The 15,120-nt window shown below is 72.0% G+C and carries 14 protein-coding genes; 5 read left to right on the top strand and 9 right to left on the bottom strand.

Annotation, left to right across the window (positions count from 1 at the left end; all coding sequences use genetic code 11):
* The 3 genes from E1285_RS22790 to E1285_RS22780 all read right to left on the bottom strand — a co-directional run.
* Positions 1-995, bottom strand: a 995-nt coding sequence (locus tag E1285_RS22790) for a serine/threonine-protein kinase (RefSeq protein ID WP_132155286.1), incomplete at its 3' end; no start/stop codon positions are given.
* A 70-nt stretch (positions 996-1,065) separates the two neighbouring features.
* Positions 1,066-2,028, bottom strand: coding sequence for a quinone oxidoreductase (locus E1285_RS22785; RefSeq protein ID WP_132155284.1), 963 nt, complete (start codon positions 2,026-2,028; stop codon positions 1,066-1,068).
* A 93-nt stretch (positions 2,029-2,121) separates the two neighbouring features.
* Positions 2,122-2,832: a TetR family transcriptional regulator gene (locus E1285_RS22780; protein WP_132155282.1), complete on the bottom strand. Its 711-nt coding sequence runs from the start codon at positions 2,830-2,832 to the stop codon at positions 2,122-2,124.
* Between the two features lie 325 nt (positions 2,833-3,157).
* Here E1285_RS22780 and E1285_RS22775 point away from each other — a divergent pair, with 325 nt between their 5' ends.
* The 3 genes from E1285_RS22775 to E1285_RS22765 all read left to right on the top strand — a co-directional run bounded on the left by E1285_RS22775 (position 3,158) and on the right by E1285_RS22765 (position 7,184).
* Positions 3,158-3,430 carry a hypothetical protein gene (locus tag E1285_RS22775; protein WP_243722985.1) on the top strand — a complete coding sequence of 91 codons (273 nt, stop codon included), beginning with the start codon at positions 3,158-3,160 and terminating at the stop codon, positions 3,428-3,430.
* Between the two features lie 108 nt (positions 3,431-3,538).
* Entirely contained in the window at positions 3,539-3,814 is a 276-nt protein-coding gene (locus tag E1285_RS22770; RefSeq protein WP_132155278.1) for a DUF6504 family protein, read from the top strand.
* A 1-nt stretch (position 3,815) separates the two neighbouring features.
* Positions 3,816-7,184 carry a DNA polymerase III subunit alpha gene (locus tag E1285_RS22765; protein WP_243722984.1) on the top strand — a complete coding sequence of 1,123 codons (3,369 nt, stop codon included), beginning with the start codon at positions 3,816-3,818 and terminating at the stop codon, positions 7,182-7,184.
* Here E1285_RS22765 and E1285_RS22760 read toward each other — a convergent pair.
* Both E1285_RS22760 and E1285_RS22755 read right to left on the bottom strand, forming a co-directional pair.
* Complete coding sequence (locus tag E1285_RS22760; protein ID WP_132155274.1) at positions 7,164-7,862, bottom strand: DUF4328 domain-containing protein; 699 nt, start codon at positions 7,860-7,862, stop codon at positions 7,164-7,166. The genes E1285_RS22765 and E1285_RS22760 overlap by 21 nt on opposite strands.
* 147 nt (positions 7,863-8,009) lie before the next feature.
* Positions 8,010-8,342, bottom strand: a complete 333-nt coding sequence (locus E1285_RS22755; RefSeq protein ID WP_243722983.1) for a hypothetical protein — start codon at positions 8,340-8,342, stop codon at positions 8,010-8,012.
* Between the two features lie 380 nt (positions 8,343-8,722).
* On the opposite strand from E1285_RS22755, the gene E1285_RS22750 reads away from it, so the two are divergent.
* Positions 8,723-8,938 carry a hypothetical protein gene (locus tag E1285_RS22750; RefSeq protein WP_132155270.1) on the top strand — a complete coding sequence of 72 codons (216 nt, stop codon included), beginning with the start codon at positions 8,723-8,725 and terminating at the stop codon, positions 8,936-8,938.
* Between the two features lie 156 nt (positions 8,939-9,094).
* Entirely contained in the window at positions 9,095-9,889 is a 795-nt protein-coding gene (locus E1285_RS22745; RefSeq protein WP_207946742.1) for a methyltransferase domain-containing protein, read from the top strand.
* A gap of 73 nt (positions 9,890-9,962) precedes the next feature.
* Here E1285_RS22745 and E1285_RS22740 read toward each other — a convergent pair whose 3' ends face one another.
* The 4 genes from E1285_RS22740 to E1285_RS22725 all read right to left on the bottom strand — a co-directional run bounded on the left by E1285_RS22740 (position 9,963) and on the right by E1285_RS22725 (position 15,082).
* Positions 9,963-11,063, bottom strand: a complete 1,101-nt coding sequence (locus E1285_RS22740; RefSeq protein WP_132155266.1) for an AI-2E family transporter — start codon at positions 11,061-11,063, stop codon at positions 9,963-9,965.
* Between the two features lie 71 nt (positions 11,064-11,134).
* Positions 11,135-12,382: a cytochrome P450 gene (locus tag E1285_RS22735; protein WP_132155264.1), complete on the bottom strand. Its 1,248-nt coding sequence runs from the start codon at positions 12,380-12,382 to the stop codon at positions 11,135-11,137.
* A gap of 51 nt (positions 12,383-12,433) precedes the next feature.
* Positions 12,434-13,312, bottom strand: a complete 879-nt coding sequence (locus tag E1285_RS22730; RefSeq protein WP_132155262.1) for an SAM-dependent methyltransferase — start codon at positions 13,310-13,312, stop codon at positions 12,434-12,436.
* Between the two features lie 114 nt (positions 13,313-13,426).
* On the bottom strand, positions 13,427-15,082 hold the full coding sequence (locus E1285_RS22725) for an acetolactate synthase large subunit (protein ID WP_132155260.1): 1,656 nt from the start codon (positions 15,080-15,082) through the stop codon (positions 13,427-13,429).
* Positions 15,083-15,120: the final 38 nt, after the last annotated feature.

Here is a 15,120-nt window from a genome sequence, read left to right as displayed (position 1 = left end):
GGTTCGGAGGCGGCGGGTTCGGCGGCCTCGGGGACGGGCCTCGGCTCCGGAACCTCCACCTCCGGCGCCGCCGGGCGAGCGCCGTTCGTACCGGTCTCCGGCTCGGGCTCCGGAGCCGGATCCGGCCCCCGCCAGGAAGCCGAGATCGTCTCCGCGGCGCGTTCCGGGTCGGCCTGCTCCTGGCCGACGAGGCGGGTGAGGAGCTGCCGCGCCGTCGGCCGGCCGCGCGGGTCCTTGCCGAGCGCGGCGGCGACGATCTCGCGCAGCCGCGGGTCGAGGCCGGTGAGGTCCGGCTCCTCGGTGCCGATGCGGTGGAACGTCTCCGCGACCGTCTTGCCCTGGAACGGGGAGCGCCCCGTCCCGGCGCAGGCGACGACGCAGCCCCACGAGAACACGTCCGACGCCTGCTCGACCGGCTCGCCCCGCAGCACCTCGGGCGCGATGTAGGCGGGCGTCCCGACGAACTGGCCGGTGCGGGTGGGGCCGCCGGGAGCGTCGAGGGCGCGGGCGATGCCGAAGTCGATGACGCGCGGTCCGGTGGAGGACAGCAGGACGTTGGCGGGCTTGAGGTCGCGGTGGACGATCCCGGCGCCGTGGATGGCGGCGAGCGCGGTGGCGACGCCGACCGCGAGGCCCTCCAGGTCCGACCCGGGCAGCGGACCGCGCTCGGCGACGGCCTTCTCCAGGCTCGGCCCGTCGATGTACTCGGTGACGATGTAGGGCGGGTCCTGGTCGAGTTCGGCGTCCAGGACGGGCGCGGTGCAGAACCGGTGGACGCGCCGCGCGGCGGTCACCTCGCGGCGGAACCGGGCGAGGAACGCGGCCTCCCCGGCGAGCTCCCGGTTGACGACCTTCACCGCGACCCGGCGGCCGTCCGGCTCGGCGCCGAGGTAGACGGTGCCCATGCCGCCGCGGCCGAGGCGCCCGAGCAGGCGGTAGGGCCCGAGGACGCGGGGTTCGTCCTGGTCCAGCGGCACGGCTGCGGTCGTCGTCATGGGGGCGGCGCTCCTCGGTGATCGTCTGTCCCGGCCCACCCTAAGGGAGCCGGGAATCACCGGTGCGCGATCAGGGGATCAGCAGCAGCTTGCCCGTGCTCCGCCTCGCCTCCAGGTCGGCGTGCGCCGCGGCGGCCTCGCCGAGGTCGTAGCGGTGCCCGACATGGATCCGCACGTCGCCCGACTCCACCCATCCGTAGGCCGCGGCGGCGCGCTCCAGCAGTTCCTCGCGGGCCTCGGTGAAGTGGTTGAGCGACGGGCGAGTGAGGTACACCGAACCGGCCGCGTTGAGCCGCTGCGGGTCGAACGGCGGTACCGGCCCGCCGGCCGCCCCGTACAGCGCGAGGACGCCGCGCCGGCGCAGGCTCGCCAGGCTCCCGTCGAACGTGGGCGCCCCGACACCGTCGTACACGGCCGCGACGCCCTCGCCGCCGGTCAGCTCACGCACCTTCTCGGGGAAGTCGTCGTAGTTCATCGTGACGTCCGCGCCCGCTTCCTTGGCGAGCTGCTCCTTCTCCGGCGTGGACGCCGTCCCGATGACCCTGGCGCCTAGGGCCTTGGCCGCCTGGGTGAGCAGCAGGCCCATCCCGCCCGCCGCCGCATGCACGAGGACGGTGTCGCCCGCCTGGATCGGGTACGTCGATCGCGTCAGGTAGTGCGTCGTCATGCCCTGCAGAAGCGACGCCGCCGCGTCCTCCAGCGCGACGCCGTCCGGGACGGGGACGACCTTGCTCGCCGGGAGGGCGGCCCGCGCGGCGTAGGCGCCCTGCACGTTGGCCCAGGCAACGCGGTCGCCGGCGGAGAACTCCGTGACGCCCTCGCCGGCCGCCGCGACCGTTCCCGCCGCCTCGACGCCCGGCGTGTACGGGAGGTCCTGGCGGTAGGCGCCGGTCCGGAAGTACACGTCGATGAAGTTGACGCCCGCCGCCGCCACGTCGACCAGCACCTCCCCGGGGCCCGGCTCGGGGTCGGGACGTTCCCCGGCCACCAGGACCTCGGGGCCGCCGTTCTCGGTGATGACGATCGCGCGCATGTCGTCCTCTCTGCCGCTCTTATGCCGATGTGCCGCTCGGATACCGAAGGGAACTCCGGTGCCCCCGAGGCCATTTCACCACCGCCGGGTCGTTCACACCCAGTCGCGCATCGTCCGGGCGACGAGTGTGAGTGCCTCGTCCACGCGGGACGCGACCGTCCCGGGGTCCCAGATGTCGCGCCGTGCGCAGTCCTCGAACGCGACCTTGACCGACGAGAGGTAGAACGCGACGACGATCCGCGGCCGCAGGTCGTTCTCCACGTCGACGCCCTCGCGCCGCGCTATCTCGGCGGCGAGCGCCTCCGCCGACGCCGAGTGGCGCGCCATCTGCGCCGCCATCAGCGAGGGCGTCCTCTCGATGACCTTCCGGACGCGGCGGAACCGGACGCTGTCGGCGGGGGCGCCGTCGGCGATCGTCCGCAGCACCACGCGCATCGACTCCAGCAGCGCGGTGTAGGGCCTTTCGCCGGGCGGGCGCTCCGCCAGCGCCTCCTTCAGGATCTCGTCGTGCTCGGCGAGGAAGCTCGTGACGACGTCCTCCTTGGTGGCGAAGTAGCGGAAGAACGTCCGCTGCGACACCTCCACCGCCGCCACGATCTCGTCGATCGTCGTCGCCTCGTACCCCTGGGAGAGGAACAGGTCCAGTGCCGCGTCGACGAGCGCCGTCCGGGTCCGCTGTTTCTTGCGTTCGCGGAGCCCGGCCAGGGCGCGTGGCGGCGCGGGCGCCTTGTCGTGTGCGGGGCCCGCGTGCGCGGGACCGGCGTGGGTGGGGCCTGACGGGTCGCCGGCGGGGACGGCGCTCATCGGCTCGCTCCTTCTGTCCGCGTGACGGCGGGCGCTGAACGCCCGTCTCACAGAGGCTTCTATCACGGACCGGGCCTCCGCATGCGCACCGGATTTTACCCGGCCGGATGACGGTCGGCCGCGATTGGCGCACGTGAGCACGGCGGGTCGGACCTCCCCTCCCGGACCATCCCCCGGCGGATCGCCGAACAGTCGTCCCACTCTCCGGGTTCTCGCTGCGCAGCCGCGGGTTTCGGGTCATGCTGAAGGCCGGTCACCAGTTGTCGCCGGATGATCGCCCCAGGTGGTCGGCCGGCGGTCCGGACCCATGCTGAGGGCGGCTGATGTGTCTGTAGTGAGTGGGCGGGAGATCGCCGAGGGGCGCCGGCGTCACCTCGCGGCGCTCGCGAACGAGGTCGAGGCGCGGGGCCTGTCCTGGCGGTTCGCCGGTCCCGGGGAATCCCTGCTGAGCGTGACGGGCCCGCGGTCCCGGCGCCAGGTCATGGTCGTCGCCACCCTGGCCGGCGACGGCTGGTACTACCTCTGGCCGGGTGGCGGCATGGCCGACGTCGCCGAGGCCTCCGGCGTGGCCGACCGCCTGACCCGATTGCTGGGGTAGCCGCCCCGCCTTGCCCTCTCACCGGCCGGGTCTCTAGACTCGGGTGCGAACGTTTGTTCGAACGTCCGCATGCTCTTCCCCCGTGCGGTGCGCACGAGGGGGAGGCAGATGACACGCGTGTTCGGCGACCCGGTGGACGTCTGGGTGAGCGACGGACGTCCCGTCCGGTTCGTCTGGCGTGGCCGGCTCTACACCGTCCGGCGGGTGCTGGAGCACTGGGTCACGACCCGTGACTGGTGGCGGGAGCAGCGGCCCGACGGCGAGGCCACCGGCGAGCGGGAGTTCTGGCGGGTCGAGGCGACCCCGGACAGGGAGATCGGCGTCTACGAGCTGCGTTATGACGTGGCGGGTGACAGCTGGCTGCTCTCCCGGGTATGGGACTGACGTGCACATTCATGTCGCTTCGGGCTTTTCGCTCCGATACGGGGTCGCGCCGCCCGCCGCCCTGGCCGAGCGCGCGGCGGGCCTCGGCATGGAGACGCTCGCATTGACCGACCGCGACGGGCTGTACGGCGCGGTCCGTCACGTCCGGTCATGCCAGGACGCGGGGATCGGGGCCGTCGTCGGCGCCGACCTCAAGGTCGCGTCCACGGGCGAGGAACGGATCGTGGTGCTCGCCGAGGGCCGCGCCGGGTGGCGGTCGCTCTGCCGCCTGGTGACGGCGGCGCACGCGGCGGGCGAGCGCGGGAACCCGGTGGTGACGCGGCAGATCGTCGGTGAGCACGCCGAGGGCCTGATCGTGCTGCTCGGGCCGTGGTCGGACGTCGGCCGGGCCATCACCGGGCGGCGGCCCGACCTGGCGGCGCGGCTCCTGGACGAGTGGCGCGCGACGGCCGAGACCGTGCTCGAGATCGTCGACCACCACGGAAAGGGGGAGGGGCACCGGGCGGCCCGGATGCTCGCCCTCGCCCGCGAGGCCGGCGTGCCCGCGGTGCTGGGAAACGCCGTCCGGTACCTGGAGCCGGCCGATCACCCGGTCGCGCAGGTGCTGGACGTGACGCGCCGGCTCGTCCCGCTGGACCGGCGGCACCTCGACGACCTCACGGGGCACGCCTACCTGAAGTCCGTCCCGGAGATGCGCCGGGTCGCGGAGCTGAGCTGCGGCCCGGACGAGGCGGACGCGCTGCTGGCCGCCACCCGGCGGCTCTCCGAACGCTGCGTCCTGGACCCGGGCCGCGACCTCGGCATGGACGACGTCCACCTGCCCGCCGTCCCGGGCGACCCGTACGCCAGGCTCGTCGCCCGCTGCGCGGCCGGGATGACCCGGCGCGGGCTCGGCACCTCGTGGCGGGCGGCCGTCCGCCTCGACGACGAGCTCGGCGTGATCGCCCGCAAGGGACTGGCCTCCTACTTCCTCACGGTCGCCGACGCCGCCGCGCTGATCAGGTCGCGCGGCATCCGGTGCGCGATCCGCGGCTCGGGCGCCGGCAGCCTGGTCAACTACCTGCTCGGCATCGGGGACCTCGACCCGCTGCGGCACGACCTGCTCATGGAGCGGTTCCTCGCCGACAGCCGCGAGGGCCTGCCCGACATCGACCTGGACGTGGAGTCCGCCCGCCGGCTGGAGGCCTACGAGGCCCTGTTCGACCGGTTCGGCGCCGACGCCACGGCGTGCGTGTCGATGATGGAGACCTACCGGGCGCGCAGCGCGATCCGCGACGTCGGCAACGCCGTCGGCCTGCCGCCGCTGGAGATCGACGCGATCGCCAAGGCGTTCCCGCAGATCAGGGCGAGCCAGATCCGCACCGCGCTGCACGACCTGCCCGAACTGCGGCAGAGCAACCTGGCGGCCGGGCGCCTGGAGGTGCTGTTCCGCATCGCCGAGCGCCTGGACGGGCTGCCCCGCCACATCGCCATGCACCCGTGCGGCGTCCTGCTGTCCAACCCGGCCCTGCACGACCGGACGCCGGTCGAGCGCGCCGCGACCGGATTCCCGATGAGCCAGTTCGACAAGGACGACGTGGAAGCGATGGGGCTGCTCAAGCTCGACGTCATCGGCGTCCGGATGCAGTCGGCGATGGCGCACGCGGTGGCAGAAGTAGCACGAGCGACGGGGGAGCGGATCGCGCTGGAGGACGTCCCGCGCGACGATCCCGCGACCTACGAGCTGGTCCGGACGTCCCGGACGCTCGGCTGCTTCCAGATCGAGTCGCCGGGGCAGCGGGAACTGCTCGGCAAGCTCCAGCCGCGCGACCTGGACGACCTCGTCATCGACATCTCGCTGTTCCGTCCGGGCCCGGTCAACTCCGACATGGTGACGCCATTCCTGGAGTCGCGTGCCGGGACGAGGGAGCCCGCCTACCCGCATCCCGACCTCGAACCGGTGCTGCGGGAGAGCCTCGGCGTGATCGTCTTCCACGAGCAGGTGCTGCGCGTCTTCGACGTGATGACCGGCTGCGGCCTCTCGAAGGCGGAGGCGGCGCGGCGGAGCCTGAACCACGAACGGGGGCAGGCCGTGGTCGGCGCCTGGTTCCGGGAGCACGCCCTGGCCCGGGGCTATGACGAGCCGGTCGTCGAACGGGTCTGGCGGATGCTGACCGCGTTCGGCGCGTTCGGCTTCTGCAAGGCGCACGCCGCGTCGTTCGCGCTGCCCACCTACCAGTCGGCATGGCTGAAACGGCACCACACCGCCGCGTTCTACGCCGGCGTCCTCACCCACGACCCCGGCATGTACCCCAAGCGGGTCATTCTCGACGACGCACGGCATTTCGGCGTCCCGATCCTTCCCCTGGACGTCAACCGCTCCGCCGCGCACTGGCACGCCGAGCCCGTCCCGGTGTCCGTCTCAGGGGGCGGCCCGGCCGGTATCCGGGTCGCGTTGAGCGAGGTCAGGGGCATCAACGACACCGAGGTCGCCGCGATCGTCGGCGAGCGCCCGTACGTGTCGCTGACCGACTTCTGGCGCCGCGCCAAGGTCTCCAGGCCGACCACCGAGCGGCTCGTCCTGGCCGGGGCGTTCGACGGCGTCTACGCGCCGGACGGGGTGCCCCGCCGCGACCTGCTCTGCCGGGTGGGCGCCCTGCACCGCGCCACCGCCCGCGCCCCGCTCGTCGAAGGCCAACTCCCCTTGGGCCACGAGGACGGGGACGGCGCTCTGGAGCTCGAACTCGCCGACGACATCCCGCCGGGCGAACTTCCTCCGATGACGCCCGCCGAGGTCGTCGAGGCGGAGCTGGACATCCTCGGCATGGACGTCAGCCGGCACGTCCTGACCTTCTACGCCGGGATCCTCGCGGTCCTGGGCGTCGTCCGGGCCGCCGACCTCGCGGGACGCCCCGACGGAAGCGAGGTCCTGGTCGCCGGCGTCAAGGTCGCCACGCAGACCCCGGCGGTCAGGTCCGGCCAGCGCGTCATCTTCGCCACGCTGGACGACGCGACCGGCCCCGTCGACCTCACGTTCTTCGAGTCGGTGCAGGACAGGTGCGCCGCCACCGTCTTCGGCTCGTGGCTCCTCGTCGCCCGCGGCCGCGTCCGCCGCGCCGGGGCCCGCGCCGTCTCGATCACCGCGAACGCCTGCTGGGACCTGAACACCCTGCATGAGGAATGGCGCCGGGGAGGCCCGGACGCCGTCCGCGCCGCGATGGCGGCCCCCGGCCCGCGAGGCGGCCCGGTCGGGCACCGCGTCGTCCACCCCACCGGCTTCGCGATGTCCCCGTACTCGGACATCGGCCATGCCGGCCCGGCCATCAAGCGCCCCCCGAGAGCCGCCCTCTGGCACACCAGCCAGGGCAGCTCAGGCCCAACCGCGGGCTAGCTCTCCGGGGGCCACCTGGAGCCTGGTGATCTGGAAGACGGTCGCCATGCAGAGGGTGGCGGCGATGGCCTGGAAGGCCGCGGCGGCGACGCCGACGTGGATGTCGAAGCGGGCGTCGGCGAGCGTGTCGACGTTGCCGTGGGCGAACGCGTAGGCGAGCAGGACGCCGAGGACGGCGCAGGCCCACCAGGCGGCGACGACGAGGCCCGCGGCCTGGCGTTCGGCCGTCCGGTACCGGCCACTGTTGACCCAGACCTCGTAGACCAGCCGCGGGGGAAGCCACAGGTTGACGACCGGGCAGAACCAGCCGAAAAGGACCCAGCCCCGGTGGTACTGGTGCGGGCCGGGCGACTGCGCGTAGGCGCGCCACAGCCAGATGAGGTACAGCACGCCGGTGACCGCGCCCATGATCATGCTGATCGAGAACAGCTCCGTGTAGGGGCCGATGGCCTTGCCGGTGGCCGCCGCGTCATAGGTGCCGTGCGTGGCGTTGCGGAGCGGGTCGGAGAACCGGAGCAGGCTGAACCCGGAACCGAGCGCGACGAACGCGTTGAAGCCGAGGAGCATGAACACCGCGACGCCGACCGCGCGGAAGTCGCGGCGCCTCGCCCAGGCGCCGCACGCGGGGCACCGGGCGACTTCGGTCGGGATGATGTCGCCGCACAGCGCACACGGCATGGTTCACCTCCGACGGGTTTGCGGTCCGCTGTCTTGGATACTACGTACCTTTGACTTGCGCGGCCCAATGCGGGTTCGCAACCGCACGCGGATAATCGCGGCCCCGGACGCGGGGCGGGCGGGGGTCACGTCCGTCCCGCGTCCGGTTCAGATCTGGAAGACGAGCCGGGTGGCGCCGAGCGTCGCGGCGGCGGTGAGGGCGGCCCAGGCGGCGAGGCGGCCGAGCCCGCCGGTGGCCAGCAGCCGTTCCGGGCGGAAACCGGTCACCAGCAGCAGCGCCCACCATTCGGCGGTCACCGCGATCGTCGCGTGCAGCGACCCGAAGCCGATGAGCGAGAACAGCAGGACGATGCCGGCGGCCGTCGCGGTGTGCGCGAACAGCGCCGGGCCGCGGGCGGGCCCGTGGACGCTTCTGCGCAGTCCCGCGAGGACGGCGCCCCATCCGACGGCGCACAGCACCCAGACGGCGAGGACCGTCACGGGCAGGCCGTTCAGCGACTCCGGTGCCAGCGCCTCGTCCTTCCCCCCGTTCCCTGCCGGATGGTCACGAAGTGAATTCTGTCAGCATTCCCGGCCATAGCTCCCCGGGGGCCCGCTATCGCTCGTCCGTGCCCGCTCGCCGATCTTCCGATCCGGCCTGAACGCCGGATCGCACGGGGACGTCCTCGCGGTGCGGAATGGCCGGTCGAATAAAGGTTCGAGAATGTCAGAGGTGCCGCGTAGCGTTGACCTTGTGATTCGGGCGACACCCGGGAACAGGAGTCGAACCGGGTGGCTTGTAATGACGTACGTAGGGGTATGTGACTGACGGTGGCTTCCGCGACGGAGCGGCCCACCGGGCTAAGGAAGGGGTGTTGGCAGTGAGTGCAGCGACCGGCACGTTCCATCTCTCCCACCCGCGGCTTGACGGGCCCGCCGAGCGGACCGTCGTCGAGCCGTGGCTCACCGAACTTCCCCACGCGATGCTGAACGCCTACGCCGAGACCGCGCCCGTACTGGCCGCGGTCGAGGCGCTGCCCATGCGGCCGACCCCGTCCACCCGGCCCGTGCCCGCCCGCGTCGCCGTGGCGGCCTGACCGACGACGAGCGAAGGGGACCGAGCGGCCTCGGTCCCCTTTCTCTTGCGCCTGACGTCTTCCCCTGAACCTGGTGTCTCGAATGCTGATACGAGGTTCCCGGAATATGAGAAGCAGTCGTAGGGTGAGGCCACCGGACAGAGAGAGGTGATCCCGATGTCCTCCGCCTACACCCACGGCCACCACGCGAGCGTGCTGAGCGCCCACCAGTGGCGCACGGTCGACAACTCCGCCGCCTACCTGACCGGGCATCTGCGCGCGGGGCTCTCGATTCTGGACGTGGGCTGCGGCCCCGGGACGATCACCGCCGGACTGGCCGAACGAGTGGCCCCGGGCCCGGTCGTCGCCGCCGACTCCGCCGAGACCGTCCTGGACGAGGCCCGCAGGAACACCGCCGGCCTGGACAACATCGACTTCGCCGTCGCCGACGTCCACGCACTGGACTACGCCGACGGCACGTTCGACGTCGTCCACGCCCACCAGGTCCTGCAGCACGTCGCCGACCCCGTCCAGGCCCTCCGCGAGATGCGCCGCGTCACCAGGGCAGGCGGCGTCGTCGCCGCACGCGACGCCGACTTCGGCGCCATGATCTGGTACCCGGACCCGCCCGGCATGGACGCCTGGCTGCCGATCTACTACAAGGTCGCCCGCGGCAACGGAGGCGAACCCGACGCCGGCCGCCGCCTGGTCTCCTGGGCTCGCGCCGCCGGATTCACCGGCGTCACCGCCTCCTCCTCGTCCTGGTGCTACTCCACCCCGGAGGAACGCGAATGGTGGAGCGAATCATGGGGCGGCCGCATGATCAGGTCGGCCATCGCCGACCAGGCGGTGGCGGGCGGCCACGCGACCCGCGAAGAACTCCAGCGCGTCTACGCGGGCTGGAAGGAATGGGCCGCCGCCGAAGACGGCTGGTACTCGGTCACCCACGGCGAGATCATCTGCCGCGCCTGAGCGGCTGGACCTTTTCATCCGGCCTGTCCCGGTACCGGCACCTGGTGCGACCACCGAGGACGAATACCGTTCGCTAAGAGTCCGCTGCGTCACCTGCGGCCGGCGCGTCCACCGCTTCCGCGGTGTCCGGGGGTGGGCGGTCCTCGGCCAGTACGGACGCGACGCGGTACACGACGGCGACGAGGGGGACGGCGACGACGGCCCCGGCGATGCCGGCGGCCAGCGTTCCGGCGGCGACGGCGACCACGACCACCACCGGGTGCAGGTGCAGCGTCCGGCCCATGATCAGCGGTTGCAGCAGGTGGCTCTCGGCCTGCTGGACGGCGACGACCGCGGCCAGCACCAGCAGCGCGTCCGTCAGCCCCCCGCTGACGAACGCGATGAGGACGGCCGCGGCGCCCGCGAGGACCGCCCCGATGATCGGGACGAACGCGGCGATGAACGTCAGCAGCGTCAGCGGCAGGGCGAACGGAACCCCGATCAGTACGAGCGCCAGGCCGATGCCGAGGGCGTCCGCCAGCGCGACCAGGATGATCCCGTGCACGTACTGCCCGAGCGCCCGCCACCCCGCGTGTCCCGCGACGTCGACCTTCGGGCGGCGCCGCTCGGGCACGAGGCGCAGCACCCACTCCCACATGCTCCTTCCGTCCTTCAGCATGAAGAACAGCAGGAACAGCGCGATCAGCACCGCGGCGCCCACCCGCGTCGCCATGCTCGCACTCGCCACCGGGTCGGGCGACCCCCGCCGCAGGGCGCTGATCAGCCCGTCGATCACGTTGTCGAGCTGCTGGTCGCTGATCGGCAGCGTGTTCACGATCTGCCGCTGGGCCCGCTCCAGCCCCTCGGTCAGGCTCTCGCGCATCTCGTTCCACTGGGCGGCCACCTGGTTGCCGACCAGCGCGATCGACCCGCCGACGGCGACGAGGACGGTCAGCAGCCCGGCGAGCGCGGCGACCCAGGACGGTGCCCGCAGCCGCCGCACCTGCCGCGCGACCGGCGACACCAGCGCGGTCAGCAGCAGCGCGGAGATCACCGCCATCACCAGCGACGCGACCTTCAGGGCGAGGTACACGAGGACGCCGAGGGCCGCCATGATGACGAGAAAGCACGCGGCCACCGCCGCGGTGTTGCGCAACGCGGCCGGAACGGCGTCGAACCCCTGCCCGGATTTCACGCGCCGCACCTACCCCCACACCCGCCTGGCAATCGCTCAGGGCGCGCCTGGAGGGGCCCGCTGCGGTTCGGCTAGACGGAGCAGGGCAGGTGCTTGATGCCGTTGAGGAAGTTCGAGCGCAGCCGGTCGGGTTTCCCAGCGGCGTGGACGCCGGGTGCGCGGGCCAGCAGCTCCCGGAAGATGGCGGTGATCTCGCTCCTGGCCAGGTGCGCGCCGAGGCAGTAGTGCGGCCCGGGGGCGCCGAAGCCGAGGTGCGGGTTGGGCGAGCGGGTGATGTCGAACCGGTCAGGGGCGTCGAACACCGTCTCGTCCCGGTTGGCCGACCAGTAGTACAGGAGCAGCTTGTCGCCCTTGCCGAAGCGCCGGCCGTTCAGCTCGCAGTCCCGGGTCGCGGTGCGCCTCATGTAGATGATCGGCGACGCGACGCGGACGATCTCCTCGGTGGCGGTGGCCGCGTACCGCTCGAAGTCGCCGGCCCAGAGCCGCTTCTGGTCCGGGTGCTCGGTGAGCAGGACAAGCCCGTGTGAGATGGCGGTGCGGGTGGTCTCGTTGCCGGCCTGCAGCAGGATGCCGAAGAAGGAGCCGAGTTCCCGCGGGGTCAGGCTCTCGCCGTCGATGTTGGCGTTGACCAGCTTGGACGCGAGGTCGCCGGCGGGGTTCTCGATCCGTTCGGCGGCGAGTTCCTTGACCAGGCCGGACAGCTCGGCCGCGGCGGTGAGGATGGTGACGGCCGGGTTCTCCTCCGGGGTGTACTCGCTGTCGCCCGCCCCGAGAATGATGTTGGTGCGCTCGGCGACGAACCGGTGCCGGCTCTCCGGCAGGCCCATCATCCGGCAGATGATGGTCAGCGGCAGCCGCTCGGCGACCTCGGTGACGAAGTCGCACGGGCCGCGCTCCAGCAGCTCGTCCACGATCTCGGCGGCGACCTGCCGGATCTGCTCCTCCAGCTGCGCGATCATGCCGGGGGTGAACGCCCGCGAGACGATCCGGCGCAGCCGGGCGTGCCGCGGATCGTCCATGTTGATCATCGAGTCGAAGAACTCGACCGACTCGGGCGGCCGCTCGAACACCATGATGCCTTCGGCGTTGGAGAAGTCGCCCGGCCTCCGGCTGGCCTCGACGACGTCGGCGTACCGGGTCACCGCGTAGAACCCCGGGCCATGCCTGGCCCACGGGACGTGCGGTTCCTCGAAGAAGGCGAACGGCCTCTCGCGCCGCAGCACCTCGAACGCCGCCGCGCGCTCGGTGTACGGGGCGGCCCAGAAGCCGCCCTGGGACAGGTCGATGTCGGCCAGGCCGGTCACATCGCCTCCTCGCATCTCGGGGCCTTGTCGGAGCGGAGCTTGCGGGTCGGGGCTGAGCTTTGCAGGTCAGAGTTTGCGGGCGACGCCCGCGTATGCCGGGATCCGGCCGCCGTAACCCGGTGCCTCCTCGGCCGGCCCGCCGCGCCCGCCGCCGAGCCGTACCACCGTCGAGTCGTCCGGGACGGGTTCGTCGGGGCGCCAGTCGGTGAGCCACACCAGCCCCGGATCGACCAGGCCGTACCCCTTGAACAGATCCTCGGTCTCCTGGTGGGTGCGCAGGTGGACGGGGGTGGCGGTGCGGCGGTAGATCTCCTCGGCCCTGGCGGTCTCCTCCGGGCGGGCCTTGGCCATCAGGTCCCCGGTCAGGTGGGAGACGACGAGGTGGCTGCCCGGCGCGGTGGCGTCCCGGTACCGGGCCACGATGCCGTGCGGATCGTCGGAGTCGTCGACGAAGTGCAGGATCGACACCATCATCACCGCGACCGGCCGGTCGAAGTCCAGCAGCGTCCGGGTCGTCTCGTGCCGCAGGATCGCGTCCATGTCCCGCAGGTCCGCTTCGACCACGCCGACGCTGTCCGGGGCCCGCAGCAGGGCGCGGCTGTGCGAGCAGACCACCGGGTCCCAGTCCACGTAGACCACCCGGGCGTCCGGGTTCAGCGACAGCGCGACCTCGTGCACGTTGTTCTGGGTGGGCAGGCCCGCGCCGAGATCGAGGAACTGCGTGATCCCCGCCTCCGCGACCAGATGGCGGACCGCCCGCACCAGGAACGCCCGGTTGGCCTGCGCTCCCGCGCGCGAACCCGGCATCACCTCGATGACCCTTTCCGCGGCCTCCCTGTCGGCGGCGTAGTTGTCCTTTCCGTCGAGGTAGTAGTCGTACATCCGGGCGACATTGGGCACCGTGATGTCCACACCGGACGGGGGAGTGGGGCCGTCTTCACCCATGGCCGGAACCTTTCGTCCAAACCGGAGCAGCCGACATTTTTCGACATAGTACGGCAATCCGACCATCGTTGATCAAGCCTTTGCCGGATACACGACTGTGCGTGGCCGGAGAGGTCAGAAGGGATCGGTCAGATCGCCCAGCTTGTCGGTCAATTCGAGGTTGTGGGAGTAGTCGACGGGGACGGTGATCACGGAGACCGTGTCCTCGGCGAGGGCCTTGCGGAGGGTGGGGAGCAGCTCGGCGGCGCTGTCCACCCGGTAGCCGCGGGCGCCGAAGCTCTCCGCGTACCGGACGAAGTCCGGGTTGCCGAACTTGATGTTGGAGCTCTCGCCGAGGTCGAGGTCCATCTTCCACTCGATCAGGCCGTAGGCGGAGTCGTCCCAGATCAGGACGGTGATGGGGATGTTCTCGCGGACGGCGGTCTCCAGCTCCTGGGAGTTCATCAGGAACGCGCCGTCGCCGGTCGCGGCCAGGACCTTGCGGTCCGGGCGGGCGAGCTTCGCGGCGATCGCGCCCGGGACGGAGAAGCCCATGGAAGACAGGCCGTTGGAGACCAGCAGCGTGTTGGGCTCGTAGGTCGGATACATGCGCGCCATCCACATCTTCACCGCGCCCGTGTCGGCGAGGACGATGTCGCCGCGGCCCATGGCCGCGCGGACGTCGGCGACGATGCGGCGGGGCGTGAGCGGATGGCCGTCCTCGGTGGCGCCGCCGGCCAGCTCCTCCCGGAGCATCTGGCGGATCCGCTCACCGGTGCCGTTGACGTCGAAGCGCCGGTGGACGCTGCCGGCGAGGGCGTGGAGGGAGCTCGATATGTCGCCCTGGATCCCGACTTCGACGGGGTAGTGGTCGTCGACCTCGGCGGGGGACTGGTGAATGTGGATGATCTTCTTGTCGGCGGCGGGGTTGACCTTGACGGGGTCGAACTCCTGGAGCTCGTAGCCCACCGCGATGAGGACGTCCGCCTCGTCGAAGCCGAAGTTGACGTAGTCGTGGCGCATGAAGCCGACCGCGCCGAGGGCGTTGCGGTGGTCGTCCGGGAAGACGCCCTTGCCGTTGAAGGTCGTCGCGACCGGCAGGCCGAGATGCTCGGAGAAGTACCGCAGCGCGGTGCTCGCGCCGGCGCGGGTCGCGCCGTGGCCGGCCAGCACGATCGGACGCCGGGCGACGGCGAGCACGTCGGCGGCGCGGGCGATCTGCGAGGGCGACGGCTCCTGGGGGCGCACGACGTTGACCGGCAGCGGCTTCAGATCGGACGAGACCTCGGCGGCCTCGACGTCCTCGGGGATCGCCAGGTACACGGCGCCCGGACGTTCGGTCTGCGCGGTCTTGAACGCCTTGCGCACCATCTCGGGCAGGGCCTCGGCCCTGGGGGCCAGCTCCGACCACTTGGTGATCGGGCGGAAGAGGGAGACCAGGTCGACGATCTGGTGCGACTCCTTGTAGATGCGGTCCAGGCCGACCTGTGCGGAGATCGCGACGACGGGTGTGCTGTTGGTGGTGGCGTCCGCGACGCCGAGCTGCATGTTGATCGCGCCGGGCCCGAGCGTCGCCGAGGCCACGCCGGCCTTGCCGGTGAGGCGTCCGTAGATCTCCGCCATGAACGCGGCGGCCTGCTCGTGCCGGACGAGGACGTAGCGGATCGGGGAGTCGTTCAGGGCGTGGACGAAATGGATGTTCTCCTCGCCGGGAATGCCGAAGACGTACTCGACGCCCTCCGCCTCAAGCGTCCTGACGAGCAGGCGGGCGGCGTCTCCCTGGGTGGGCATCGTGTGTCCCATCTCCTGGATGCGTATCGCTGGGTGCT

The organism is Actinomadura sp. 7K507, assembly GCF_004348425.1.
Lineage (GTDB): Bacteria > Actinomycetota > Actinomycetes > Streptosporangiales > Streptosporangiaceae > Spirillospora.
The sequence above is the reverse complement of the archived record's forward strand: the minus strand, read 5'-3'. Positions and strand labels throughout refer to the sequence as shown.